The sequence below is a fragment of the Afifella marina DSM 2698 genome, from assembly GCF_900102695.1.
In the GTDB taxonomy this organism is placed as follows: domain Bacteria; phylum Pseudomonadota; class Alphaproteobacteria; order Rhizobiales; family Afifellaceae; genus Afifella; species Afifella marina.
Genome location: NZ_FMVW01000001.1, coordinates 304,733 through 329,236, shown reverse-complemented (window position 1 = coordinate 329,236; position 24,504 = coordinate 304,733). Strand labels below are relative to the sequence as shown.

Below are 24,504 nucleotides of genomic sequence, written 5' to 3'. Positions count from 1 at the left end.
GCGGCGCGATCAGCGGATGGGATCGGACGAGGTCGCGCCCGCATCGCCGGCGGACCAGACGAGGCGCGGCAGGAACGCCACGACATGGCGCTCTTCCTCGATGAGCCGGCTGCGGACCTTGTCGAGATCCGGCTTTTCGGGATGGCCGAATTCGTGGGCATGAATGCCGGCCGTCACCATCAGGCAGTCGATGCCGGCCTGGTTGGCGCCGCGGATATCGGTGTTGAAAGCGTCGCCGATCGCCAGAACCTTTTCGCGGGACGGATGTCCGAGGGTCGCCAAGGCGGCGTCATACATTGGTGCAAAGGGCTTGCCGACGAGGATCACCTCGCAGCCGAGTTCTTCATAAAGCTCGGCGAGCGCACCGGCGCACCAGACGAGGGTGCCGCCGCGTTCAACGACAACGTCGGGATTGGCACAGACCATCGGAATGCCGCGTCCGGCGAGCTTTTCCAGAAGCGGGCGGTAATCGTCGGGTGTTTCGACATCGTCTTCCGACAGGCCCGTGCAGCTGATGGCGACCGCCTCGTCGGGCCCCACCAAGGTCACGTCGAGCCCGTCATAGAGCGACAGATCGCGGTCGGGGCCGATATGGCAGATACCGCCCTTCTTGGCATAACCGGAGATCGCCTGGCGGGTCACGTCGCCGGAGGTGACGATCGCATCATAGGCGTCATCGGGGCAGCCGAGCGCCAGAAGCTGCTCGCGGACCGGACCGTTCGGGCGCGGCGCATTGGTGATGAGCGCCACACGTCCGCCATTCTCGCGGAAACGGCACAGCGCCTCCACGGCGCCGGGATTTGCCGCGACACCGTTATGGATGACGCCCCAGACGTCGCACAGGATCGCCTCGTAATCGGCGGCGATCGCAGCCAGACCTGATATCTCTTCCGCTTGCATTTGCCCATTTGCGCTTGGACCGGGAAACCGGCACGAGCCGCGGGTAGCGGCTTGCGGGCAGAACGTCAATTGGCCGGTCCGCCAACATGCGGCCAACATGAAGAGATGTTCATTGGGCATCATCTCTGCCGCCCTATATGTGCGGCTATGTCCAGCACCTAAACCGCAGCCGGTTGCGAGAGACTCCAAATCGGAGACTTCACCTTGAAGCATTTCCCGTTCAAAGTGCCGACCCTAGTCGGAGCGTTCATGGTCAGCCTTATCCTTTCCCCTGCCCTCGATCGGGCACCTGCTTATGCAGAAGATGCGACACCCGACGAGGTGCAGAGCACCCCACAAATCGCGCGCATCGCCCCCAATGCCGAACATTTCACGCTCAAGAACGGCATGGACGTGGTGGTCATCCCCGACAAACGCGCCCCCGTCGTCACCCATATGGTCTGGTACCGCGTCGGTTCTGCCGATGAGCGGCCCGGTCAGTCGGGCAATGCGCATTTCCTCGAACACCTCATGTTCAAGGGAACGAAGAAGCACCCGGGCGGCGAATTCTCCACCTATGTGTCGAAGATCGGCGGTGAGGAGAACGCCTTCACCAGCAACGATTACACCGCCTATTACCAGCGCGTCTCGAAGGACCACCTCAAAGACGTGATGGAGTTCGAGGCGGACCGGATGAGCAATCTCGTCCTCACCGACGAGGTCGTTGCGCCGGAACGTGACGTCATCCTGGAAGAGCGGCGCATGCGGGTCGACAACGATCCCGGCGCTCTCATGAACGAAGCGCTCAACCGCATCTTCTATCTCAATCATCCCTATGGGCGGCCGACGATCGGCTGGGAAAACGAGATCAAGGCACTCAACGCCAAGACGGCGCTCGATTTCTACCATGAGTTCTACACGCCCTCGAATGCGATCCTGGTCGTCGCCGGCGACGTCACGCCCGAGGGTGTGAAAGATCTCGCCGAAGAGACCTACGGTCAGATCAAATCGAAGCCCGACAGCGCGCGGCCCGCGCGTCCGGCCGAGCCGCCCTCGCCCGGTCCGCGCACCATCACCGTGCGCGACGAGAAGGTGCGCGAGCCCAATCTGATGCAGTTTTACGCCGTCCCCTCGGCCGTCACGGGCAAGCCCGGCGAAGCCGAAGCGCTTTCGGTGCTGGCCGACATTCTCGGCACCGGCGCGACGAGCCGCTTCTACAACGAGCTCGTGCGCGACAACGGACCCGCGACCTATGCGGGCGCCTATTACAGCCCGACGGCGGTCGACGATTCCCGCCTCATCGTCGTCGGCATCCCGCGCGACGGCGTCGATCTGGAGACGCTCCAGGCCGATATGGAAGCCTCCATCCGCAAGCTCGCCGATGAGGGCGTCAGCCAGGAAGAGCTGACGCGGGCGAAGAACTCGGTCGTTGCCGATGCCGTCTATTCGCAGGACAGTCAGCAGTCGCTCGCCCGGATCGTCGGCTCGGCGCTCGCGGTCGGTCGCACTCTGGAAGACGTTCAGACCTGGCCGGCACGCATCCAGAAAGTGACGGCAAAGGACGTGCAGGAGGTGGCACAACGCTATCTCGATCCCGAGAAAGCCGCGACCGGCTATCTCAAACCGGCGCTCGACCAGCAGGCCGACATGTCTGAGGCTCCCGGCAACACGCCCGCCGCCTCTCACGAGCCGGAGACCGCCGATCCGGCAGCAGCGATGGAGCAGAACTGATGCTGCGCACCCTCTCGCTTGCCTTATCCTTCGGAGCCATAATGAGCCTTGCCGTTGCCATGCCGAGCCGCGCCCGCGCGATCGAAATCCAGGAAGTGACCTCGCCCAAGGGGATCACGGCCTGGCTCGTCGAAGATGACACGGTGCCGATCGTCAACATGCAGTTCGCCTTCCGCGGCGGCTCGGTGCAGGATCCGGCGGACAAATCCGGTCTTGCCAATCTCGCCTCGGGGCTTCTCGACGAAGGCGCCGGAGATCTCGATTCCAAGGCGTTCCAGACACGCCTCGACAATCTCAACATCAAGCTCTCATTCGACACTGGCCGCGACGCTTTTTACGGAAGTATGAAGACGCTTACCGCCAATGCCGACGAGGCTTTCAATCTGACGAAACTCGCTTTGACCGAGCCGCGCTTCGACGACGAGCCGGTCGCCCGCATCAAAGCGCAGATCCTGTCGAAGCTCCGAAGCGACGAGACCGATCCGAATGAGCTCGCCCGTCGTGCCTGGGCCAAGACGTTGTTCGGTGACCATCCCTATGCCCGCACCGGCGATGGGACCGAGGAAAGCGTGGAAGAGCTGACCGGGGCCGACCTCAAAGGCTTCGCCGAGAGAAACCTCGCGCGCGACAACCTCGTCGTCGCCGTCGTGGGGGCGATCGATGCAGAGACGCTGAAAGGCCGGCTCGACGAAGTCTTCGGCGATCTGCCGGAGAAGGCCGACCTCAAGCCCATCGCCGACGTCACTGCGGCCGCAGGCAAGACGGCGCATGTCGACCTTCCCGTGCCGCAGACCTCCATCCGCCTCGGCGGACCCGGCATCAAGCGCGACGATCCGGATTTCATTCCGGCCTATATCGCCGATCACATCCTCGGCGGGGGCACCTTCTCCTCCAGGTTTTACCGCGAAATCCGCGAGGAGCGCGGGCTCGCCTATTCGGTCGGAACGAGCCTCGTCCCCTTCGATCATGCGGGCGTCTGGGTGGGGGCTGCCGCGACGCGCGCGGATGCCGCCCAGGAGGCCGTCGATTTGATGGTGAAGGAAGTCAAAGACATGGCGGAGAACGGGCCGACGGATGAGGAGCTCGCCGATGCGAAGTCCTACCTCACCGGCAATTACGCCCTGCGCTTTGATTCCTCCGGCAAGATCGCCAAGCAGCTTCTCGCCATCCAGCTCGACCATCTCGGCATCGATTACGTCGACAAGCGTAACGAGCTCATCAATGCCGTGACGCGCGAGGACGTGCAGCGGGCCGCCAAGCGGGTCTATGGCGAGCCTCCTTCGGTGATCACCGTCGGGCCTGCCGCGAGCTGATACCCCATTCATGACCTCTGCCGGGGCGACCTCGCTTCGCCCCGGCCGTTCTTTCTCCGCCTTTCACTCGCCTCGCTCCCCCTCCCTTGCCCTGCCAGAGCCCCTCTGCGAATCTGAGCCTCGCAGAGAAAGAGGGGCGTTATGTCTTGGAGAGAGCACCGCCGCAGGGCGGGCTTGATGCTGCTGGCCACGGCCATCTTTGTGGGAGCGGCACAGAACGCGGCGCGGGCTAAGGACGCGCGCCTTGCAGATCTCGGCGAGAAAGCCGCAGAAGCGCTTGAGAAGGGCGACACGGTTGCCGCGCTCGACCTGCTCGATGAGGCCTCAGACATCGTCTGGCGCGAGGGCCCGCTCGCCTTCCGAAAAGCGCTTGCCGTGCGCTCTGCCGAAGGCTTCGGCGATTATGTGCCCCGTCCCGACAATCGCTACCGACCCGGCGAGACGATGCTCGTCTATGCCGAACCCGTCGCCTTCACCTACGAGCCGCAGGACGGCCAGCATCTGGTGGCGATGGATGTCGATCTCACCATCAGCAATCTGACCGGACAGGTGATCGCCGAAGGCCGGAAGGTGTTTTCCGTCAAGACGAAGGTGAAAGCGCCGAAGCGCGACTTCAACGTCGTCCTGTCCTGCCCCGTCCCCGAGCTGCGGCCCGGCAACTATCGCGCCGAGTTCACGTTTCACGACACGCAGAACGCAAAGTCGGCGGGGTTCTCTATCCCGCTCCAGATCACCGAGACCGACCAGGAGGCCCCGCAATGACGCCGAAAATAGCCCTCATCGTCGGTGCAGGGCCTGGATTGTCGGCCGCCGTCGCACGCCGGCTCGCCGAGCGCGGCACCAAGATTGCGCTCGCCTCGCGCACCATGGAAGCCAACCAGGCTCTGGCAAACGAATTGGACGGGCGCGCCTATCGCTGCGACGTCGCCGAAGAAGACCAGGTGGCGGACCTCTTTCAGGCGGTGGAGCGGGATCTCGGGGCCCCCGACTTCGTGCTCTTCAATCCGAGCTATCGCAGCCAGGGGCCGCTCGTCGAGCTCAGACCCCATGACGTGGAAACGTCCCTGAAAGTCACCGCCTATGGCGGCTTCCTCGTCGCACAGCAGGCGGCAAAGCGTATGATCGAGGCCGGCGGCGGCGCCATTTTCTTCACCGGCGCTTCGGCGAGCGTCAAAGGTTTTGCCCGATCAGCGCCCTTCGCCATGGGCAAATTCGCCCTCCGGGGCCTCGCGCAGTCCATCGCCCGAGAATTGCAGCCGCAGAACATCCATGTGGCGCATTTCATCATCGACGGCGCCATCCGCGCGCCGGGGCGAAGTGAAGCCGACGACAAGCCGCAATCGCTCCTCGATCCGGATGCGATCGCCCGCTCCTATCTTGGCGTCCTCGATCAGGAGCGCTCCGCATGGAGCTTCGAGGTGGAGCTACGGCCTTGGGTTGAAAGCTTCTGAATCGGCGTCGCCCGCGGGGAGGTCGCTCATCTCGATTTCGACCTTCTTAGGATCGAAAGCGAGATAATGCGCAATGCGCGAGATGGCGGGATAGGGATTTTCGTAAGACCAGGCGATATCCGGCACGAGCATTTTATCCGTCATAAGCGAATAATAGCTCGCAGCGCCCTTATGCGGACAAGTCGTGAGCTTTTCGGAACGCTGCATATGCGCCATGCGGACATTAAGGCGCGGAATATAGATGACGTCCGACCGCCCAGCTTCAGAAACAATGACTGCACGCGACGTGCGTGCGAGCAGGAGATCACCGAGACGAACGGTGACAAGGCCAGAACAAACGCTGAAGGTAATCGGATACTCTTTATGCGGCATCGGCACCCCCCCGAGCCGGGCTCGTAATCCCTTCAATCGCATAAATTCAAGTAAAATATTATTCAATTCTGCATCTGTAAAAAAATAAGCGGGCGGTGATCGATCACCGTCCGCCAAAACTCTTAAGCTCAGAGGTCGTCCCGAAGGCTCGACCTCGAGATCAGGCGCAGAGCTTGGCCGCGATCTCGGCCACGTGACGGCCTTGGAAGCGCGCCCCTTCGAGCTCGTTGGCGCTCGGCTGGCGCGAGCCGTCGGCGGCGGCGAGCGTCGAGGCGCCGTAGGGCGAACCGCCGGTGATCTCATCCATCTTCGTCAGGCCCTGGAACGAATAGGGCAGGCCGACGATGACGAAGCCCTGGTGCAGCAGCATCACCTGCGTGGAGGTGATGGTCGTCTCCTGGCCGCCATGCTGCGTGCCCGTGGAGGTGAAGACGGCGCCCACCTTCCCGACGAGCGCGCCCGAAGCCCAGAGCCCGCCGGTCTGATCCCAGAAATTCTTCATCTGCGAGCACATGACGCCATAACGGGTCGGCGTGCCGACGATGACCGCGTCATAGTCGGTGAGTTCGCCAGGTTCTGCGACCGGATATGGCTGGTCGAGAAGATAACCCGACTTTTCCGCGATCTCATGCGGCACGAGCTCCGGCACACGCTTGACGGTCACGCCGGCGCCGGCGCTCGTGGCGCCTTCGGCAACCGCCTCGGCCATCTGCATCACGTGGCCCCAGCTCGAATAATAAAGCACGAGAATCTTCGCCATATCTCAATCTCCGTTTGGCAATTTCACTGTAGGCCCCTAACTAGAGGGCGACGCTCCTTTCGCCAGACACCATTTCTGGCGCGCATAACGCCTCTGCGTCGAAGGATACCTGGCCTCGCGTCCGCCCCGGATGCGCGCCGAATTTGAGGCAAGCGGCTTTCTCAATTCGATGCGTTCTCGCCAGTTGACAAGGCCGGGTCCAACACCTATCTCCCGCTCGCTTAGCACTCACACCTAGAGAGTGCTAACAACAGCAAATCCCCTCATTGGGCGCAGCGCGCCCGCATAAAGGACGCGAGGAAGAAACATGAAGTTCCGCCCTCTGCATGACCGTGTTGTGGTCCGCCGGCTTGAGTCTGAAGAAAAGACCAAGGGTGGCATCATCATTCCGGACACCGCCAAGGAAAAGCCGCAGGAAGGCGAAGTCATCGCCGTCGGCCCTGGCGCGCGTGACGACAACGGCCAGGTGCAGGCCCTCGACGTGAAGGTCGGCGACCGGATCCTGTTCGGTAAGTGGTCCGGCACGGAAGTCAAAATCGATGGCGAAGATCTCCTCATCATGAAGGAGTCCGACATTATGGGCGTCATCGACAGCGAGAGTGTGGCGCAGGCGGCCTAATCGCCGATCGCGCTTTCTAATTTCCCGCAATTCAACAAACAGAGGTTCGCAATATGGCAGCCAAGGACGTGAAATTCTCCGCTGATGCGCGTGAGAAAATGCTGCGTGGCGTCGATATTCTCGCCAACGCCGTGCGCGTAACGCTCGGCCCGAAGGGCCGCAATGTGGTGATCGAGAAGTCGTTCGGCGCTCCGCGCATCACCAAGGACGGCGTTACCGTCGCCAAGGAAATCGAGCTTGACGACAAGTTCGAGAACATGGGCGCGCAGATGGTGCGCGAAGTCGCTTCGAAGACGAACGACATCGCCGGTGACGGCACCACGACCGCGACCGTTCTCGCCCAGTCCATCGTCAAGGAAGGCGCCAAGTCGGTTGCCGCCGGCATGAACCCGATGGACCTGAAGCGCGGCATCGACATGGCCGTCGCCGCGGTCATCAAGGATCTCGAGAGCCGTTCAAAGACGATCGACACGTCTGCGGAAGTCGCTCAGGTCGGCACGATCTCGGCCAATGGCGACAAGGAAGTCGGCCAGATGATCGCCGAGGCGATGCAGAAGGTCGGCAACGAGGGCGTCATCACGGTCGAAGAGGCGAAGAGCCTCGAGACCGAGCTCGAAGTCGTCGAAGGCATGCAGTTCGACCGCGGCTATCTCTCGCCGTACTTCATCACCAACCCCGAGAAGATGGTCACCGAGCTTGAGGATCCGTACATCCTCCTGCACGAGAAGAAGCTCTCGAACCTGCAGGCGATGCTGCCGGTCCTCGAAGCCGTGGTTCAGTCTTCCCGTCCGCTGCTGATCATCGCGGAAGACGTCGAAGGCGAGGCTCTTGCCACGCTCGTCGTCAACAAGCTGCGCGGCGGCCTCAAGGTCGCGGCCGTCAAGGCGCCTGGCTTCGGCGATCGCCGCAAGGCCATGCTGCAGGACATCGCGACGCTCACGGGCGGTACGGTCATCTCTGAAGATCTCGGCATCAAGCTTGAGAACATCAGCCTCAACGAGCTCGGCACCGCCAAGAAGGTGACGATCACGAAGGAAGAGACCACGATCGTCGACGGCGCTGGCGACAAGGCCGACATCGAAGCTCGCGTTTCCCAGATCAAGGCGCAGGTCGAGGAGACCACCTCCGATTACGACCGTGAGAAGCTGCAGGAACGCTTGGCGAAGCTCGCCGGCGGTGTTGCGGTCATCCGCGTCGGCGGTGCGACCGAGACCGAGGTGAAGGAGAAGAAGGACCGCGTCGACGACGCCCTCAACGCCACCCGTGCGGCGGTTGAAGAAGGCATCGTTCCGGGCGGTGGCGTTGCTCTCCTGCACGCCAAGCAGGCCGTCAGCGGCCTCAGCTCCGACAATCCGGACGTCCAGGCCGGCATCAAGATCATCCTCAAGGCGCTTGAGGCTCCGATCCGCCAGATCGCCTCGAACGCTGGTGTCGACGCGTCCGTGGTCGTTGGCCGCATTCTCGACAAGGGTGAGGCCGATTGGGGCTTCGATGCCCAGATGGAAGAGTACAAGAACCTCGTCCAGGCCGGCATCATCGACCCGACCAAGGTCGTCCGCACCGCTCTTCAGGACGCGGCGTCGATCGGCGGCCTCCTGGTCACCACCGAGGCCATGATCGCCGAGCTTCCGAAGAAGGAAGGCGCTGCTCCGGCCATGCCGGGCGGTGGCATGGGCGGCATGGGCGGCATGGACTTCTAAGGTCCACGACCCTCGCTTTTCGGAAAGGGCGCCCGCGGGCGCCCTTTCTTTTTGTCTGCAAGGAAGCGTTCGTTTCGGACTTGGCCTCGCTGCGGGAGACCGCCTGCCTAACCTCGGCTCAAAGTCCCGGCCGCAAACTCACCTCTGAGGACAGCGGATCAGCCGATCGGGCCGGCATCTGTCCACGCGGGGCGATCTCTGGCACAGGCCGGCGTTCCTCTGCCTCGTCGCCCGAGCGGTCAGGCCTCACGACGATTGTGGGTGGCACAGTGACGGGCATATCGATATTCGGCCGGGGCCTGTCAGACGCTCCCGGCAAGCTCGCAGTTGCCGCATCGATCTTGCGGAAAGTCTCCAACGCGTCGGATTTGAACAGAACGTAGAGGCCGGCGATCAGACCGAGGGAACAGGCGATGGCGATCGCGCCCATCACCTTGCCTTGCAACGCGACGGCGCGTGTGCGCCGGTCATCGGCGTGTTCGGCCTTGGCAGCCATGATCGCGGGCCCGCCCGGTTTTTGTGAATAAAACCGGACGAGTTCTAAAGAAGGCGCGTTCCCAAAGGGTTACCGGCTGCCGGCGGCCTCGGCGGCAGGATTGCGGTTGAGCTCTTGTGCAACCGCATCGACCAGTGTCTCGGCCACACGGCGCGTCGCATCCGACCAGGGAGCACGGCGCGACATGACGAGGCACGCCTCGGAGCGCAAGATGACGCCGTCGTCCAAGATCTTTAGGTGGTTCGCTTTCAAGGTCGATCCGGTCGAGGTGATGTCGACGATGACGTCGGCCATGCCGCCGGCAGGCGCGCCTTCGGTGGCACCGAGGCTTTCCACGATCCGGTAGAGCGCGATGCCGTGGCTTTCCAGGAAGCGCTGCGTTAGGTTCCAGTATTTGGTGGCGATACGCAGGCGCCTGCCATGGCGCTGCAAAAAGCCCGCCGCGACATCGTCGAGATCTTCCATCGTGGCGACGTCGATCCACAATTCCGGCACGGCGATGACGACATCGGCATGACCGAAGCCGAGCGGCAGAATGCGGCCGATCTTCTCCTGCCAGGCCGGCACCGTTTCCTGAATGAGATCGAGCCCGGTGACGCCGACATGCACCCGGCCGAGGCCGAGTTCGCGTGAAATCTCCGATGCCGACAAAAAGGCGATCTCGATTTCCGGACAGCCTTCGACCTCGCCGCGGTAACGCCGCGCCCCGCCGATGCGCGCGACCTTGTAGCCGGCGGCCGCCAGACGCCGCTCCGTCTCCTCCATCAGGCGGCCCTTGGAGGGGATCGCCAGAGTGATGGTCTCGCTCACGACACACCTCCGAGCGCGCCAGCGAAGGTTCTCGCCTCGCCGAGATCGATGGTGAATCCGGCGGCCGGGATCGGCCGATCGGCTCCGAGCATCTCCAGAAGCCGGTCGTAGCGGCCACCGCCGGCGGCCGATCGCCCCGTGGCGGCATCGCGGATCTCGAAGACGAGGCCCGTGTAGTAATCGAGCGGGCGGCCAAAGCCCGCTTCGAAGACGACTTCGAGCCCAGAGGCGCGGCGCTCGAGCTTTTGCAATCGCCGTTCAAGCCGTGCGACCGGCTCTTGGAGATCGACACCGAAACGCCGGCCGAATTCGTCAAGGCGTTCGGCAAGCTCCTGCGGCGAGGCCTGCAAGGTCAAGAACGCCTTCAGGACCGCCACTTTCTCAGGTGCGATTTCGGTCTCGTAAAGCGCGCGCTGCTCCAAAAAGCGGGCGGCGATCTCTTCCGGCGCCCGGCTCGCATAGGCCTGATAGCCCTGCGCCTCGAAGCGCTCGGCAAGGAGCGCCGTCAGCGCGTCGCGGTTCTCATGATCCGCAGCCCTCTCGAGCTCCGGTTCGAGATCGGCGGGCGCGCTTGCCGACGGCTCTTCCAGGCGCGTGATCAGGGCTTCGATGCGGCGGTCGTCGCCAAAGGCCCGCCTGAAACGCTGGCGCCAGGCAAGCGGCAATTCGAGGGCGGCGAGAAGTGCCGTAAAGAGGCCGATATCGCCGATCCTGAGGCGCATTTCGCCAAGGCCTGTGCGCCGCACGCCTTCGACGGCGAGCGCCAGAAGCTCCGCATCGACATTGGCGCGCTCCGCCTCGCCGATCACCTCAAAACCCGTTTCGGCGCGCTCCGCCGAACCGCGGTCGTGACGACGGAAGACGACGCCCTCATAGAAATAGCGGCCCGCCTCTGTGCCGGAACGGAGATGGTGCAGGCAGACAGGGATGGTAAAATCCGGCCGCAGCGCCAAACGCTCGCCGCTCGGCCCCTCCGTCACGAACATGCGCCGGCGGATGTCCTCGCCGGCCGTTTCCAGAAACGGATCGGCGGCATGGAGGACCGGCAGCTCGAGCAGGTGCCCGCCCGCCTCCTCGAAAAGCGGCCGCAAACTCATAGGGAGAGGCTCATTGGAAGATGCTCCCCCTCGCCTTTTCCTGCCGGCGTCACCAGCATCTCAGGCCTCGCCGCGCTGCCGCTTCAAAAGCGCCTTCACCTCTTCGACGAGGTTGGTGCGTGCCACGTCGAACTGGCCCGGCCGCTCTTCCTTGTATTCCTCGTGGCTTGCGATCGCCGAAGCCTGCCGCTTGCCCTCCAGAAGATCCTTCACCTGCAGGCGGCCGCTGTCGAATTCGTCGGAGCCGGCGATGATGGCGCAGGGCGCATTGCGGCGATCGGCATATTTGAGCTGCGCCTTCATGCCGGAGCCGCCGAGATACATTTCGACGGGAACCGGGCGCTCGGAGGGGGCGAGATCAGCGTTGAGGCCGACGCGCAGCTCCGTCGTGATCGCCTGATAATCGGCAAGCCGCGACTTATCCATGACGGTGACGACGACCGGTCCGGTCTCGTTTTCAGAGCCGAGCTTGCCGAGATTCTTCAAGGCCGCGGCAAGGCGCGACACGCCGATGGAAAAGCCGGTCGAAGGCACATCCTCGCCGCGGAAGCGGCCGACGAGCCCGTCATAGCGTCCGCCGCCGCCGACGGAGCCGAAGACGACCTTTTCGCCCTTTTCATTCGGCACTTCGAAGGTGAGCTGCGCCTCGAAAACCGGGCCAGTGTAATATTCCAGGCCGCGGACGATCGAAGGATCGATCTCGATCCGGTCGGTCGCATAACCCGCGGCTTCGACGAGCGAGGCGATTTCAGCAAGCTCTCCGACGCCTTCCGCATAGACGGCCGTCTCGGCGAATGTCGACGCCTTGAGCTTCTCGATCACCGGCGCGTTGCTCGTTCCAGAGCGCTCATTCGAGCCGATGAGATCAAACAGCGACAGAACGGCTTCGGCCCCCTCCTTGGAGAGGCCCGCGCCCTTCGTAAAATCTCCGCTCTCGTCCTCGCGGCCTTCGCCCAGAAGCTCGCGCACGCCTTCGACGCCGAGCCGGTCGAGCTTGTCGATCGCGCGCAACACCGTCAGGCGGCGTCCGGCATTCTCCTCGCCGCCGAGGCCGATCGCCTCCATGACGCCGTCGAGAACTTTGCGGTTGTTGACCTTGATGACGTAGTCGCCGCGGGCAACGCCGAGCGCTTCCATGACGTCGGCGGCCATCATGCAGATTTCCGCATCCGCCGCGACCGAGGGCGCGCCCACCGTATCGGCGTCGAATTGCATGAACTGGCGAAAACGACCCGGCCCCGGCTTTTCGTTGCGGAACACCCAGCCGGCGCGATAGCTGCGATAGGGCTTTGGAAGCCGATCGTAATTCTCCGCCACGTAGCGCGCCAAGGGCGCCGTCAGATCGTAGCGCAGCGACAGCCAGGCCTCGTCGTCGTCCTGCAGCGAGAACACACCTTCGTTCGGGCGGTCCTGATCGGGCAGGAATTTGCCGAGCGCTTCGGTGTATTCAAAGAAGGGTGTCTCGACCGGCTCGAAGCCATAGCGCTCATAGACGCGCTTGATCGCGGCGAGCATCTCTTCGGTCGCGCGGATATCGCCGGCCTCGCGGTCGATAAAGCCGCGCGGCAGGCGCGCGGGGAGCCTGTTCTTCTTGTCCTTGGAGGCCATTTCAGATCGTTTCGCTTGGGTTTTCGGCATCAGAGCCGGGCTTGTCCTAGCCGAAGCAGGATGGAGCGGCAACCGGGCGAGGAGCGTCGGCTCGACACGGGGCGCCTAGGCTTTTCGGCTAAACGGGAAGACGCCGTCCCTTTCAATTGGATGTCCTATGCCCCTTTCGGGAGCGGCCGCGTGAAAGCCCGGCGCGCCTCTTCCACCTCGTCGCGGCAGAAACAGCCTTCGATGTGGTCGTTGACGAGGCCCATCGCCTGCATGAAGGCATAGACGGTCGTCGGCCCGACAAACGACCAGCCGCGCTTCTTCAGCGTTTTGGAGAGAGCGGCCGATTCCTCCGTGTGGGCGAGTTTCACGAGCGTCGCATGGTCGAGGCGTTCGGGCCTTGCGTGCTCGTGAGGTTCGAAACTCCAGAAGAACGACGCGAGAGAGCCCGTCTCTTCCACGATCTCGATCGCCCGTTTGGCGTTGTTGATGGTCGAAACGATCTTGCCGCGATGGCGGATGATGCCGGCATCCTTGAGAAGATTCTCGACCTCCGGTTCGCCGAAGCGCGCGACTTCGCGAAAATCGAAACCGGCGAAGGCGGCACGGAAATTCTCGCGCTTCCTCAAGATCGTCAGCCACGAGAGGCCGGACTGAAAGCCTTCCAGGCAGATCTTTTCGAAAAGCCGGATATCGTCCTTAACCGGCCGGCCCCATTCGCGATCGTGATAGGTGCGGTAGAGAGCATCGCCCGCGCACCAGAAACAGCGGTTTTGGCCGTCATCCTCGCGCACCAGGCCCTTCGTTGCGCCGGTCTCGTCACTTTCGCTCACAGGCCTTCGCCTCCTCGTTTCGCATGCATTATCATCGCTCTGCCGTCGTTTCCGCGCTCTGCGCCCCCATTCACTCTTCCTTAAGCCTCTTCGGCAACCCGAAATTCACTGCATTTTCGGGTTTCGGGGCGGCGTTTACCCGCATTTGTCAGCCTCGCACTAGCGTCGTCTGCATCTCTTAAAAACTGCCGCAATCTCAACTGACTGCGACGCTGGGTGACGAGGGTTTCGATGAAGCAGGTTCTTCTCACGCTTGCACTGCTGAGCCTTGGTGCGCTCACGCCTCAGGCGACGATGGCCGGGGCGAGCGGCAAGCCGGCCGTGCCGCTGAAGGCCGAATTGGAGCAGGAATGGCTGGCGCAACTGGCGGCCGGGCCGGCCCAGGGGGCTGCTGCGCGTCCGATCATGCTCGCCGATTCCCGCAGGCCGCAAGCCGTCGCCGAAAAGCGCGGCCTTCTGCAGGTTCTCTTCGATCCTCAGCCGCGGGCGCAGTATTATGCGCAGCCGCAGCGCCAGCTCTACGCGCAGCCGCAACGCCGCCTCTATGCCTCGCCGCAGGCGCCGCAGCCTCAGCCGCGCGCGGTCTATCGTTCCCGCAATCAACCGGCCCGCTTTATCGCGCCGCCACCTTCGCAGCGGCAGGTGCCGGCGCGCGCCAATTCTGGGCGTTATCCGACACCCGTCTATCTGCGCCAGGAGCCGCGCGTCGTCACACGACCCGCGCCGCGCCAGATGCGCCCCGTCACCCCGGTGAATGCACCCCGTGTCGCCCCGGCAGCCCCGAAGGTCGCGGCCCGTCCGGCCGCGCGTTCGATCGATCCCGCCTACCTTCCGACAATCGTCGATTACCAGACGAGCCAGGCGCCCGGCACGATCGTCATCGATACCAACAATCGCTACCTCTACCTGGTGCAGGCGGGCGGCAAGGCGAAACGCTATGGCGTCGGCGTCGGCCGGCCGGGCTTTCAATGGGCCGGCAAGCACACGGTGACGCGCAAGGCGGAATGGCCGTCCTGGTATCCGCCCGAGGAGATGAAGGCACGCCAGCCGGGCCTGCCCGACCATATGGAAGGCGGGCCGGACAATCCGCTCGGCGCCCGTGCGCTTTATCTCGGCTCCACACTTTACCGCATCCACGGCTCGAACCAGCCCTGGACGATCGGCCATGCCGTCTCCTCCGGCTGCATCCGCATGCGCAACGAGGACGTGATCGAGCTCTACAATCAGGTCGGCGTCGGCACCGAAGTCGTCGTGCTTTAAGCGAACGCGCCCGGCCACTCGTCTCAAATCCCGCAAGACAGCCGTTTGTCGTGGTGTTCCGAGCCTGTCCCGGAGCCCGCAGTTGAGCGGCATACGACAATGGCAGATGCGCCACACCTGCGGCCGCATGTGCGTTGCAGCGTCATGCGCGACTTGTGGGCGCGTGACCGGCTTTCTAGAAAGTTTGCAAGGAGTAAGAGGTTGATCGCATGTTTCATCGCAGACTGATCCGCGCAGGCCTGCCGGCCATCGCCTTTCTCGTGCTGGGGCTTTTCGGCAGCGCCCAGGCGCTCACATTCTTCGACCCGGTGAGCGGCGGCTTCGTGGAAGTCGATCAGCGCTACTCGAAGAACCGCAAGCCGCCGGCGAAATACCACCGGCAGACAGTGCGCTTCTCCACGAAGGAGGCGCCCGGCACGATCATCATCGATACCAACAAGCACTTCCTCTACTACGTCTTGTCGCACAATCGGGCCGTGCGCTACGGCATCGGCGTCGGACGCGAAGGCTTCGGCTGGGACGGTGAGGTGCATGTTGCCCGCAAGAGCGAATGGCCGCGCTGGTTCCCGCCCCAGGAAATGATCGCGCGTGAGCCGCGTTTGAAGAAATATGCCAACGGCATGCCCGGCGGGCCGAGCAATCCGCTTGGTGCGCGCGCGCTCTATCTCTTCGACGGAGGCCGCGACACGCTCTACCGCATCCACGGCACCAACGAACCCTGGACGATCGGCCTCAACGTCTCGTCAGGCTGCATCCGCCTCGTGAACGACGACGTCATCGACCTCTACAACCGCGTGAAGCCGGGCGCGAAAGTCATCGTTCTTTGACAGGTTCCTCGACGCAAAGGTGACGCATTGGCGTCACTTTTCGTCCGCATGGAACGATTCGAATGTGTCGCGCATTTATGTGCCGAAATGACGCAGCGGCGGGGAGCGTCACATCTTCCCCGCGCTGCGAAATCGGAGGCACTCATGCGCAACGTTCTTGCCCGAACCCTGGCTTCGTCGGCCGCTTTGGCGGTGGTCTTCGCCACTCTCACGCCGGTCACGGCCCAGGCGCAGACGCTGCGCTATTTCGATCCCGTGCAGCGGCAGCTCGTCACGATTCAGCCGCATCAAAGCCATCAGCGCGGACCGGCGCCGGAGTATCGCCGCCACATTGTGGCCTATGACGGACCGGAAGCGCCGGGCACGATCATCATCGATTCCCAGAGCAAGTTTCTCTACTACACGCTGCCCAATGGCGAGGCGATCCGCTACGGCGTCGGCGTCGGGCGCGAAGGTTTCGGCTGGACCGGCGAGGTGCGCGTCGGCGCCAAGGCCGACTGGCCGACCTGGACCCCTCCCAAGGAAATGATTGAGCGCGAGCCGCGGCTCGTCGAATATTCGGGCGGCATGCCCGGCGGTCCGGACAACCCGCTCGGCGCGCGTGCGCTTTATCTCTTCGACGGCAACAAGGACACGATGTACCGCATCCATGGCACCAACGAGCCGTGGACGATCGGGCACAACGTCTCCTCCGGCTGCATCCGCATGATGAACCATGACGTGATCGAGCTGCACTATCTCGCCAAGGTCGGCACCAAGGTTATCGTTCGCTAAGCGTTTACCCTCGAACGCTGCACCGAAACGCCCCGGCCCGCTTTCCGCGGACCGGGGCGTTTTTTATGCCTCCGGCGGTCACGCTTTCTGAGCGGCAGACTTCGCAACAGGGGGCGACGCCAGGATCGCCCCTAAACCGCACTTCGCTCATCATCTGCGAGCCGGTCTCCGCCTTCGAGTGTGTCCTTCACGTAAAGTTCGCGCACGAAGACGATGCCGACGGCCAGAAGGGGGACGGCGAGCGCCATCCCAAGTCCGCCCAGAACGGCGGCAAAGACGAGCTGCGTGGAAAGGGTCAGCGCCGGCGGCAGCGACGTCGTGCGCTGCTGCACCAGGGGCTGCGTGATGTTGCTCTCGAGCCCCTGGATGAGCACGTAGGCACCCACCCCCCAAAGGGCCATCGTCGCCGACACCGACAGGCCCGCCAGGATGATCACCACACCTGCGATCGCGGGACCGAGCGTCGGAATGAAGGCGAGAAGCCCCGCCTGCAACGCCAGCAGGAAGGCATAGGGCATATCGATCAGCCAGAGCACGATCCAACTCGCCGAAAAGATGATCGTCATGCTGATCGCCTGACCGGCCATCCACCAGCCGAGATTTTCCGCAGCTCCCTCGATCACCTCACGAAACCGGTCGCGCCGCTTGACGGGGACGAGATGCAAAAACCCATCGCGATAGGTTCTCGGCGACCAGGATACAAAAATCCCTAAGAACACGACGATGACCGCGTTGGCGAGGCTGCCGAACATAAGGCTGACGACACGGCCGACATCGCCCATCATCGCCTTCAGGTTCGGCATCATCTGAGAGAGCTGAACGTCGCCGTTCGGCTTGATGAAGCTGAAACCGAGCTGCGAGAGCTGATCGCCCCAATTGCGCATCAACGTATCGGTCCGCGCCAGGAGATCGCTCGCCTGCGCCGCGAGCGTCGCTCCGCCCCAGCCGATCACCGCGAAGATCGCTCCGAAGGCTGCCAGATAGATGAAAATCTTCGCAAGGCGCGTCGGCAACCGCGTCAGCCGGTGCAGGCCGTCGGAGGCAAAGCTCAAAGCGGCGGCCAGCACGAGACCGGCGAAAACCAGAAGAAGAGCCGACGTCGCCTTCCATAAAACGAAGAGAACCACGACGCCGGCGAGGAAAATCGCGGCGCGGGAGACGATGCGGCCGGTGGATTCTTTGCCGTCTTCGTGCAATATGTTTTCTCCAAACGATGAGAATTCGGGGCAAAACGCGAGCGCTGCCGCGCGACTACGCACCCGTTGCGATCGCAGGCCCCGTGTGATCGTTCGATCAGATGATCAATAGTGTGCCGCCCGGCATGCTCTACCGCGCCAGTCCCTGGGGGAATTAAGCATGGAAGCCGCCACGACAAGCAGCCCGACCGATTTTGATGCCGATGACGGCGACACGCTCGGCGGCCGCATCGTCCGCGCCCGTGACGCCATCGGCCTCTCCACGGCGCAGCTCGCCCGCCGGCTCGGCGTCAAGACCTCAACGCTCTCGCAATGGGAAAACGATCGCGCCGAGCCACGGGCGAACCGCCTCAACATGCTCGCCGGCATCCTCGGCGTCAGCCCGATGTGGCTTCTGATCGGCCGCGGCGTGGCGCCCGCCGACGAAGAGCCGATGGCTCAGGAAGCGGCGATGCTGCGCACGGAGATCGCGCATCTTTCGAGCGAAGCTCTCCTCCTGTCGCGCCGCCTGTCGGAGGCCGCAGAGCGTCTCGGCCGGCTGCACGACAGCGCCAGCCGCAGCGAATAGCGCCGCCTCACGTCTGCACGGATTGCACCGAACCGCCGTCGACGCGCAGGTTCGAGCCGTTGATGAAGGAGCCGCGCTCGGAGGCAAGAAGCGCGATGGCCGCGGCCACCTCCGAAGCCTGCCCGCGCCGTTTCAAGGCAATCCCTGGCCGTTCTTCATCGAGGAAGCTCTGGATCGCGTCCTCGAAAGAGACGCCGAGCTTCTCGGCACGCTGCTTCATCATGCCGTCGGTCATCGGCGTCTCGATGAAGGCGGGCGCGACGGTGTTGCAGAGGATGCCGTTCTTCGCCTCCCGATAGGAGATGTTCTTGACGAATGCGGAAAGCGCGGCCTTCGCGGCGTTGTACGTGGCTTCTTCCCAATAGGGCTGCACGGCGTTTTCCGAGGTCACGCAGATGAAGCGCCCCCATTTCGCTTCGCGCATGCCGGGCAACGTCGCCCGCGCCATGCGCACCGCCGACATGAAATCGATGTCCCAGGCCTCCCGGTAATCCTCATCGCTCATGTCGATGGGATCACCCTTGGCCCCCGTCACGCCTGCGGCATGCACGACGATATCGATCCTGCCGAAGCGCTCGCGCCCGGCGGCGGCAACCGCATCCACGGCCTTCTGGTCGGTGACGTCGGCTGCCATGCACAACACGTCGGTCGGCAGGCGCTTCGCCTCCTCTTCGAGCGTGTCGATGCGAAGGTCGGAAAGCACGAGTTTCGCGCCCTCCTCCGCCAGGAGCCGCGCCGTTTCAAAGCCGATGCCGCCACGTGCGCCGGTGATCAGGGCGACACGATCTGAGATTTGAAGATCCATCGGGATGCTTCCTCCCTTCCGCCGAGTGTTCATGGAATTCACTCGGGGAACGGGCCCAGGCTTCCTTTGGTTTCGCGGCACATATCAGCCGGCAGAGGGATGCAGGGCTCCCACGCGGCGACGCGGCGGCTAGGCCTCGTCGAGACAGCGGAAAAAGCGTGTCGTCTCGCCGTCGGGACGCGTCAGGGTCAGCGCTCCCGTCTCATCGAGCTCAAGCCCGAATTCCTCGGAACTCTCCGCCCCCTCCGCTTCGCCGCAGGCCGCCGTCACGTCGAGACGATCCTCGGAGGGACTTCTAAGATCGAGGAACCGGCAGGAGCGGCCTCCATCCTTCAGGCCGCCCCGCTCGATGCGCAAAGGCACGTCGGCGCCGTCCTGCGCCTGACAGCTCTCGTCGGTCGGCGCCCAGCGGCCGGTCAGCCGCATGAGCAGGCTCATCGCCCGCTCGGGATCGTTCGTCTCACTTTTCGGGGAAGGCAGAGCTTCCGGCACGGCTTGTTCGGGACGCGTCGGCGCGGGCATGTCCTGCCCCGGACCGCTCGCATCCGGCTGCGTCGGCGCGCCCTGCCCATGGGCTGCCCCTGTCGGCAGAAGCGGCAGAGCGAGCACGAGACCGAGAGCAAGCGTGGCGCCCGCGGCTTTTCGGTGGAACGTCATTGCGCCCTCCTTGCGACCGCCGTCAGGAGACGCGAAGCGGCCTTTCAGAAGACGAAGCGGCTTTGCTCCGCGTTGGTTCCAGCGCGTGCCCGGCAAAGGCTTCCGGCGGCGGGCCACCATGCGCCCAATCGAGGAGTTCGACGGTATGGAGGACCGGGATCTCCATCGCCGAGCCGATCTGCGTGATGCAGCCGATATTGCCGGTCGCCACCACCTCCGGCGCAACGCTTTCGATATTCGCCGTCTTGCGGTCGCGCAGCCTCGCCGCGATCTCCGGCTCCAGAATGTTGTAGGTGCCGGCCGAGCCGCAGCAGAGATGGCCTTCGGGGATGCCCAGCACCTCAAATCCCGCCTCCGCCAGGAGCGTGCGCGGCTCTTTCACCACCTTCTGGCCATGCTGAAGCGAGCAGGCGGCGTGGTAGGCGACCTTGAGGCCGGTTCGGCGGCGGGGTGCGGGCAGATCGAGACGAGCGAGATATTCGCTGATGTCGAGGGCAAGCGCCGACACGCGCTCCGCCTTCTCGCGATAGGTGGGCTCCCCCTTCAAGAGATGTGCGTAATCCTTGATCGTCGTGCCGCAGCCCGACGTTGTCACCAGGATCGCATCGAGCCCCTCGCCGTCGATCTCGCGCAGCCAGGCGTCGATATTGTTGCGCGCCATCGGCAGCGCCTTCTCGTCCTGCCCCATATGGTGGACGAGCCCGCCACAGCAGCCCTCGCCCTTCGGCAGCACGACTTCGATGCCGAGGCGGGTGAGGAGCCGGATCGTGGCGGCGTTGATGCCCGGATCGAGCACCGATTGCGCGCAGCCCGTCAAAAGCGCCACGCGGCCTTTTCTGGCGCCATGGGCCGGAAAGGCGTGACCCGTCTCGGATGCCTGGATTTTCGCCGGCAGCCGCTTGGGCGCCAGGCGCAGCATCATGGCAAGCCGGTCGAATGGCCGCCCCATGCGGGCGAGCAACGGCGCCAGAGGCCGGCCGTATCGGGCGGTGACGAGGGCTGCCCGCATCCTCGCCGGATAAGGCATGACATGCGCCAGAACCGCCCGCAGCGCCCGGTCGTGCCAGGGCCTGCGATAGGTCTCTTCGATATGCCGCCGCCCCTGATCGAGGAGGTGCATGTAATCGACCCCGGACGGACAGGTCGTCATGCAGGAAAAGCAGGAGAGACAACGATCGATATGGAGCGCGACCTCCGCCGTCGCCGGCTTCTCCGCCTCCAGCATATCCTTGATGAGATAGATGCGCCCGCGCGGACTATCGAGCTCGTTGCCGAGTTCGACATAGGTCGGGCAGGTGGCGAGGCAGAAGCCGCAATGCACGCATTTGCGCAGAATGGCATCGGCTTCCTCGATGCGCGGGTCGGCGAGCTGCTGAAGGGTGAAGGAGGTTTGCATTAAGTCGGCTTGTAGAAGGTACATCCAACAATCGAGTACCTCCAAAGAGCGTCCGAATACTCCTTCCAACGGGAATTATATCTGAAAGGCAGAACTGAAAGGCTTTTGGCGCCCGAGAGGCACTCCGACTGTTTTCTTATAAACTTATATGCTTCGTCAGCCACATCCTCCCCCTCCCTAAATCCGACGAACGCGCCGAACGTACCAAAATCGACACATCTCACTCGCCCCGCGAGAGTTTTCACTCGCTCAATGTCGCTTGCCCACTCAGAATAAATTTTATTTCTCTTCAATTCTACAACACCTATCGCATCATTATTATCTCCAATGCAAACAATGTCTATCCTTTTTCCTCCGTGTAAATTCTCCCAAAAATACCCTGAGTCTGCTTCAAAATTTGCGCATTTTTCCTTCAGCTCAGCTATTGTTGCTTCTATTAAAACCCTGCGAACACCCAGACTTCTTTTCTTCCTTAGCCACTGAGAAACGTAAGCAGAAACAAAAGACTCAACCCCACGCTCATGAACCCATTCTGAAGACAAGTGCTCATAATCTCTATTGGCTTCTTTCATGCCTTGAATGACTGACTCGCCCACGCGTGCGTAAATCACATCCTCGTCGTCCATCTCCCCGTCCTAAATTCTCCCGGGATTCAATATCCCCTGCGGATCGAAATTCTCTTTCAGCCGCCGCGACAAGGCGGCGAGCGGGGCCGGCTGCGGTTCGAAGGGCGAGAGGCCGGTGCGCAAGGCCGCCGAGCCGCGGATGAGCGTCGCATGGCCGCCGCCGACCGCCCTGATCGCCCGCCGGATGGCGCCTTCGGCAGCGTCTTCCGCGCTGCCCGTGACCTCGATCCAGACTCGGCCGCCGGCCCAATCGAAAAAATAGTTGAGAGGCTCGTTCGCGAGCCTCGCCATCAGCGCGGCGCCGGCGCGCGGTGCAATGCTGACGCGCCAGAGCGGATCGCTGCGGCCGGCAAAGGGCAGGCAATCGCGGATGGCGCGCCAGAAGTTTTCCGATTGCGGCATGTCGAGGATCTCCACCGCGCCGCGGTCCCGCATCATGCCGTTGAGCGCTTCGCTGCGATAGGAAACGGAGGAGGGAAAGCCTTCCAGCCTGAGCGCGGTCACGGAGCTTTCGACGGCAAGACCACAGGACCGCGCCATCCCTTTCGGCAGATGCGCCGCGCCCGAGACTTCGTGCGAAGAGCCCATGGCTTCGGCCATCGCAGCGCAGGCAGCCTCATCTGAGAGGCCGAGGACGAGCACGGTGGCGATGCGCTCCGGCCGTGGCAGCACTTTGAAAGTGAGATCGGTGACGACCGCGAGCGTGCCCCAGGAACCGGCAAGCCCCTTGGAGAGATCGTAGCCGGTGACGTTCTTGACCACGCGCCCGCCCGCCTTGAAGGCCTCGCCGCGGCCCGAGACGGCCGACAGCCCGAGAATATGGTCGCGGGCAGCGCCCGCCTTGATGCGGCGCGGACCGGCGAGATTGGCCGCGAGCACACCGCCCAGCGTTCCCGTCCCGGGCTCCAACCCGAAAATCGGGCCGTAATCCATCGGCTCGAAGGCGAGTTCCTGATTGGCATCCGCCAGGAGCTTTTCGATTTCGGCAAGCGGCGTGCCGGCCTTGGCGGAGAAGACGAGTTCGTCCGGCTCGTACAGGGTGACACCGGACAAAGCGGAGAGATTGAGCGTGTATTCCGCCTGAACCGGGCGGCCGATGCCGCGCTTGGACCCGTGTCCCAGGATTTCGAGCGGCACCTGTTCGGCGGCCGCCCAGCGGACGACATCGAGCACGGATTCGGCAGTCTCGGGGCGAAGCGTTTCGGCCATGGGGCGGGAAAATCTCAGAAGCGGGGAATGTCGGGGAAGGGAAGCTGGCCCTTATGCACATGCATGCGGCTGAGCTCGGCGCATTGGTGCAGCTCCGGGAACACCTTGCCGGGATTGAGGAGCTGACGGGCATCGAAAGCGCATTTCACCCGCTCCTGCTGAGCGAGATCGTCCTCGCTGAACATCTCGCCCATGAGGTCGCGCTTTTCCACGCCGACGCCGTGCTCGCCGGTCAGAACGCCGCCCACCTCCACGCAGAGCTTCAGGATCGCCGAGCCGAACGCCTCGGCCCGTTCCAGCTGATCGGTATCGTTGGCGTCATAGAGAATGAGCGGATGGAGATTGCCGTCGCCGGCATGGAAGACATTGGCGACCCGCAGATCGAACTCCGTCTCCATCTCCTTCATGCGGTGCAGAACCTTCGGAAGGGCTTTGCGCGGGATCGTGCCGTCCATGCAGTAATAATCCGGCGAGATGCGGCCGACGGCGGGAAACGCCGCCTTGCGTCCCGCCCAGAAATTGGCGCGCTCCTCTTCGGACTGCGAAACGCGGATATTGGCGGCATTGTTGTCGCGCGCGATCGCCTCGACCCGCTCGATCAGCTCGTGCACCTCCTCGCCCGGGCCGTCGAGCTCGACGATCAGGAGCGCCTCGACGTCGAGGGGATAGCCCGCATGGACGAAATCTTCCGCCGCCTGGATCGCCAGGCTGTCCATCATCTCCATGCCGCCCGGAATGATGCCGGCGCCGATGATGTCGCCGACGCAGCGCCCGGCATCCTCGTTCGTCGGAAAGCCGACGAGAAGCGCCCGTGCCGTCTCCGGCGAGCGCAGAATTCGGACCGTCACCTCGGTCACGACACCGAGAAGCCCCTCAGAGCCCGTCATCAGGCCGAGGAAATCATAGCCCTCGCTGTCGAGATGCTTGCCCCCGAGCCGAATGACCTCGCCGGTGATCAGCACCATCTCCAGCCCGAGCACGTTGTTCGTGGTCAGCCCATATTTCAGACAATGCACGCCGCCGGAATTTTCCGCGACATTGCCGCCGATGGAACAGGCGATCTGTGAGGATGGGTCGGGGGCATAATAGAAACCGCGATGCTCGACCGCCCTGGTGACGGCGAGATTGGTGACGCCCGGCTGCACGACGGTCGCACGGTTTTCGAAATCGACCTCGAGAACCTTGTTGAACCTCGACATGACGAGAAGAACGCCGTCCGCAAGCGGCAGGGCGCCGCCAGAGAGCGAGGTGCCGGAACCGCGCGGCACGACGCGGATCTCATTGTCGTAGCAATAGCGCAGCACGCGCTGCACCTGCTCGACCGTCTCCGGCAGGACGACAATCATCGGCAATTGACGATAGGCGGTGAGACCATCTGTCTCGAATGGCCGCATGCCATCAGGATCCGTGATGACCCCCTCGCCCGGAACGATGGCAGAGAGAGCCTTGGCGATCTCCCCCCGGCGCGCCAGAATCTCGGCCTTCGGGCCGGGCATCGCCACACTCATTGAGCCTCCCTGCTCTTTTGT

At 63.5% G+C, this 24,504-nt stretch carries 25 protein-coding genes; 10 read left to right on the top strand and 15 right to left on the bottom strand.

The window, feature by feature from the left end:
- Window positions 1–9: 9 nt before the first annotated feature.
- Complete coding sequence (locus tag BLP76_RS01480) at window positions 10–900, bottom strand: TIGR01459 family HAD-type hydrolase (RefSeq protein WP_092809119.1); 891 nt, start codon at window positions 898–900, stop codon at window positions 10–12.
- A gap of 249 nt (window positions 901–1,149) precedes the next feature.
- Here BLP76_RS01480 and BLP76_RS01475 point away from each other — a divergent pair, with 249 nt between their 5' ends.
- The 4 genes from BLP76_RS01475 to BLP76_RS01460 all read left to right on the top strand — a co-directional run bounded on the left by BLP76_RS01475 (window position 1,150) and on the right by BLP76_RS01460 (window position 5,374).
- Window positions 1,150–2,610, top strand: coding sequence for a M16 family metallopeptidase (locus BLP76_RS01475; protein ID WP_092809118.1), 1,461 nt, complete (start codon window positions 1,150–1,152; stop codon window positions 2,608–2,610).
- Window positions 2,611–2,651: 41 nt separating this feature from the next.
- On the top strand, window positions 2,652–3,923 hold the full coding sequence (locus BLP76_RS01470) for a M16 family metallopeptidase (RefSeq protein WP_244514352.1): 1,272 nt from the start codon (window positions 2,652–2,654) through the stop codon (window positions 3,921–3,923).
- A 177-nt stretch (window positions 3,924–4,100) separates the two neighbouring features.
- Entirely contained in the window at window positions 4,101–4,685 is a 585-nt protein-coding gene (locus BLP76_RS01465; RefSeq protein WP_092809116.1) for a hypothetical protein, read from the top strand.
- A complete protein-coding gene (locus tag BLP76_RS01460) occupies window positions 4,682–5,374 on the top strand; it encodes an SDR family NAD(P)-dependent oxidoreductase (protein WP_092809115.1) in 693 nt (230 codons plus the stop codon). The genes BLP76_RS01465 and BLP76_RS01460 overlap by 4 nt, the downstream gene beginning before the upstream one ends.
- On the opposite strand, the gene BLP76_RS01455 is transcribed toward BLP76_RS01460, so the two are convergent.
- Together BLP76_RS01455 and wrbA are read right to left on the bottom strand one after the other, a co-directional pair.
- The gene (locus BLP76_RS01455; protein WP_139163652.1) at window positions 5,348–5,863 is read right to left on the bottom strand and encodes a DUF427 domain-containing protein; all 516 of its coding nucleotides are present in this window, start codon (window positions 5,861–5,863) and stop codon (window positions 5,348–5,350) included. The genes BLP76_RS01460 and BLP76_RS01455 overlap by 27 nt on opposite strands.
- Before the next feature lie 43 nt (window positions 5,864–5,906).
- Window positions 5,907–6,506: an NAD(P)H:quinone oxidoreductase gene (wrbA, locus tag BLP76_RS01450; protein ID WP_092809113.1), complete on the bottom strand. Its 600-nt coding sequence runs from the start codon at window positions 6,504–6,506 to the stop codon at window positions 5,907–5,909.
- Between the two features lie 307 nt (window positions 6,507–6,813).
- Between wrbA and groES the strand changes: the two genes are divergently transcribed.
- Window positions 6,814–7,125: a co-chaperone GroES gene (groES, locus tag BLP76_RS01445; protein WP_092809112.1), complete on the top strand. Its 312-nt coding sequence runs from the start codon at window positions 6,814–6,816 to the stop codon at window positions 7,123–7,125.
- 53 nt (window positions 7,126–7,178) lie between these two features.
- Complete coding sequence (gene groL / locus BLP76_RS01440) at window positions 7,179–8,825, top strand: chaperonin GroEL (RefSeq protein ID WP_092809111.1); 1,647 nt, start codon at window positions 7,179–7,181, stop codon at window positions 8,823–8,825.
- Window positions 8,826–8,943: 118 nt separating this feature from the next.
- Here the strand turns inward: groL and BLP76_RS01435 are convergent, their stop codons facing one another.
- From BLP76_RS01435 to BLP76_RS01415, 5 genes are all read right to left on the bottom strand, one after another.
- Entirely contained in the window at window positions 8,944–9,321 is a 378-nt protein-coding gene (locus tag BLP76_RS01435) for a hypothetical protein (protein WP_092809110.1), read from the bottom strand.
- Between the two features lie 69 nt (window positions 9,322–9,390).
- Window positions 9,391–10,131, bottom strand: a complete 741-nt coding sequence (gene hisG, locus BLP76_RS01430) for an ATP phosphoribosyltransferase (protein ID WP_280139900.1) — start codon at window positions 10,129–10,131, stop codon at window positions 9,391–9,393.
- Window positions 10,128–11,228, bottom strand: coding sequence for an ATP phosphoribosyltransferase regulatory subunit (locus BLP76_RS01425; protein ID WP_092809109.1), 1,101 nt, complete (start codon window positions 11,226–11,228; stop codon window positions 10,128–10,130). Before BLP76_RS01425 ends, hisG begins: the two co-directional genes overlap by 4 nt.
- Window positions 11,229–11,288: 60 nt before the next feature.
- Window positions 11,289–12,836, bottom strand: a complete 1,548-nt coding sequence (gene hisS / locus BLP76_RS01420; protein WP_092809108.1) for a histidine--tRNA ligase — start codon at window positions 12,834–12,836, stop codon at window positions 11,289–11,291.
- A gap of 155 nt (window positions 12,837–12,991) precedes the next feature.
- Window positions 12,992–13,657: a DNA-3-methyladenine glycosylase I gene (locus BLP76_RS01415; RefSeq protein ID WP_092809107.1), complete on the bottom strand. Its 666-nt coding sequence runs from the start codon at window positions 13,655–13,657 to the stop codon at window positions 12,992–12,994.
- A 615-nt stretch (window positions 13,658–14,272) separates the two neighbouring features.
- Between BLP76_RS01415 and BLP76_RS19225 the strand changes: the two genes are divergently transcribed.
- From BLP76_RS19225 to BLP76_RS01400, 3 genes are all read left to right on the top strand, one after another.
- Window positions 14,273–14,917, top strand: a complete 645-nt coding sequence (locus BLP76_RS19225) for a L,D-transpeptidase (RefSeq protein WP_420867611.1) — start codon at window positions 14,273–14,275, stop codon at window positions 14,915–14,917.
- A gap of 209 nt (window positions 14,918–15,126) precedes the next feature.
- A complete protein-coding gene (locus BLP76_RS01405; protein WP_092809106.1) occupies window positions 15,127–15,744 on the top strand; it encodes a L,D-transpeptidase in 618 nt (205 codons plus the stop codon).
- Window positions 15,745–15,888: 144 nt separating this feature from the next.
- A complete protein-coding gene (locus tag BLP76_RS01400) occupies window positions 15,889–16,518 on the top strand; it encodes a L,D-transpeptidase (protein ID WP_092810019.1) in 630 nt (209 codons plus the stop codon).
- A gap of 131 nt (window positions 16,519–16,649) precedes the next feature.
- Here the strand turns inward: BLP76_RS01400 and BLP76_RS01395 are convergent, their stop codons facing one another.
- Window positions 16,650–17,714, bottom strand: coding sequence for an AI-2E family transporter (locus tag BLP76_RS01395; protein WP_170130365.1), 1,065 nt, complete (start codon window positions 17,712–17,714; stop codon window positions 16,650–16,652).
- 160 nt (window positions 17,715–17,874) lie between these two features.
- Between BLP76_RS01395 and BLP76_RS01390 the strand changes: the two genes are divergently transcribed.
- Window positions 17,875–18,282 (top strand): helix-turn-helix domain-containing protein, encoded by a 408-nt coding sequence (locus tag BLP76_RS01390; RefSeq protein ID WP_092809104.1) that lies wholly within the window; start codon window positions 17,875–17,877, stop codon window positions 18,280–18,282.
- A 7-nt stretch (window positions 18,283–18,289) separates the two neighbouring features.
- On the opposite strand, the gene BLP76_RS01385 is transcribed toward BLP76_RS01390, so the two are convergent.
- The 6 genes from BLP76_RS01385 to BLP76_RS01360 form a co-directional block, all read right to left on the bottom strand.
- A complete protein-coding gene (locus BLP76_RS01385; RefSeq protein ID WP_092809103.1) occupies window positions 18,290–19,087 on the bottom strand; it encodes an SDR family NAD(P)-dependent oxidoreductase in 798 nt (265 codons plus the stop codon).
- Between the two features lie 129 nt (window positions 19,088–19,216).
- Window positions 19,217–19,744, bottom strand: coding sequence for a hypothetical protein (locus BLP76_RS01380; RefSeq protein ID WP_092809102.1), 528 nt, complete (start codon window positions 19,742–19,744; stop codon window positions 19,217–19,219).
- Between the two features lie 22 nt (window positions 19,745–19,766).
- Window positions 19,767–21,140, bottom strand: coding sequence for a heterodisulfide reductase-related iron-sulfur binding cluster (locus BLP76_RS01375; protein WP_092809101.1), 1,374 nt, complete (start codon window positions 21,138–21,140; stop codon window positions 19,767–19,769).
- Window positions 21,140–21,766 carry a hypothetical protein gene (locus BLP76_RS01370; RefSeq protein WP_092809100.1) on the bottom strand — a complete coding sequence of 209 codons (627 nt, stop codon included), beginning with the start codon at window positions 21,764–21,766 and terminating at the stop codon, window positions 21,140–21,142. Before BLP76_RS01370 ends, BLP76_RS01375 begins: the two co-directional genes overlap by 1 nt.
- A gap of 9 nt (window positions 21,767–21,775) precedes the next feature.
- A complete protein-coding gene (gene glcE, locus BLP76_RS01365) occupies window positions 21,776–22,975 on the bottom strand; it encodes a glycolate oxidase subunit GlcE (protein WP_092809099.1) in 1,200 nt (399 codons plus the stop codon).
- 14 nt (window positions 22,976–22,989) lie between these two features.
- A complete protein-coding gene (locus BLP76_RS01360; protein WP_092809098.1) occupies window positions 22,990–24,483 on the bottom strand; it encodes an FAD-linked oxidase C-terminal domain-containing protein in 1,494 nt (497 codons plus the stop codon).
- Window positions 24,484–24,504 lie beyond the last annotated feature (21 nt).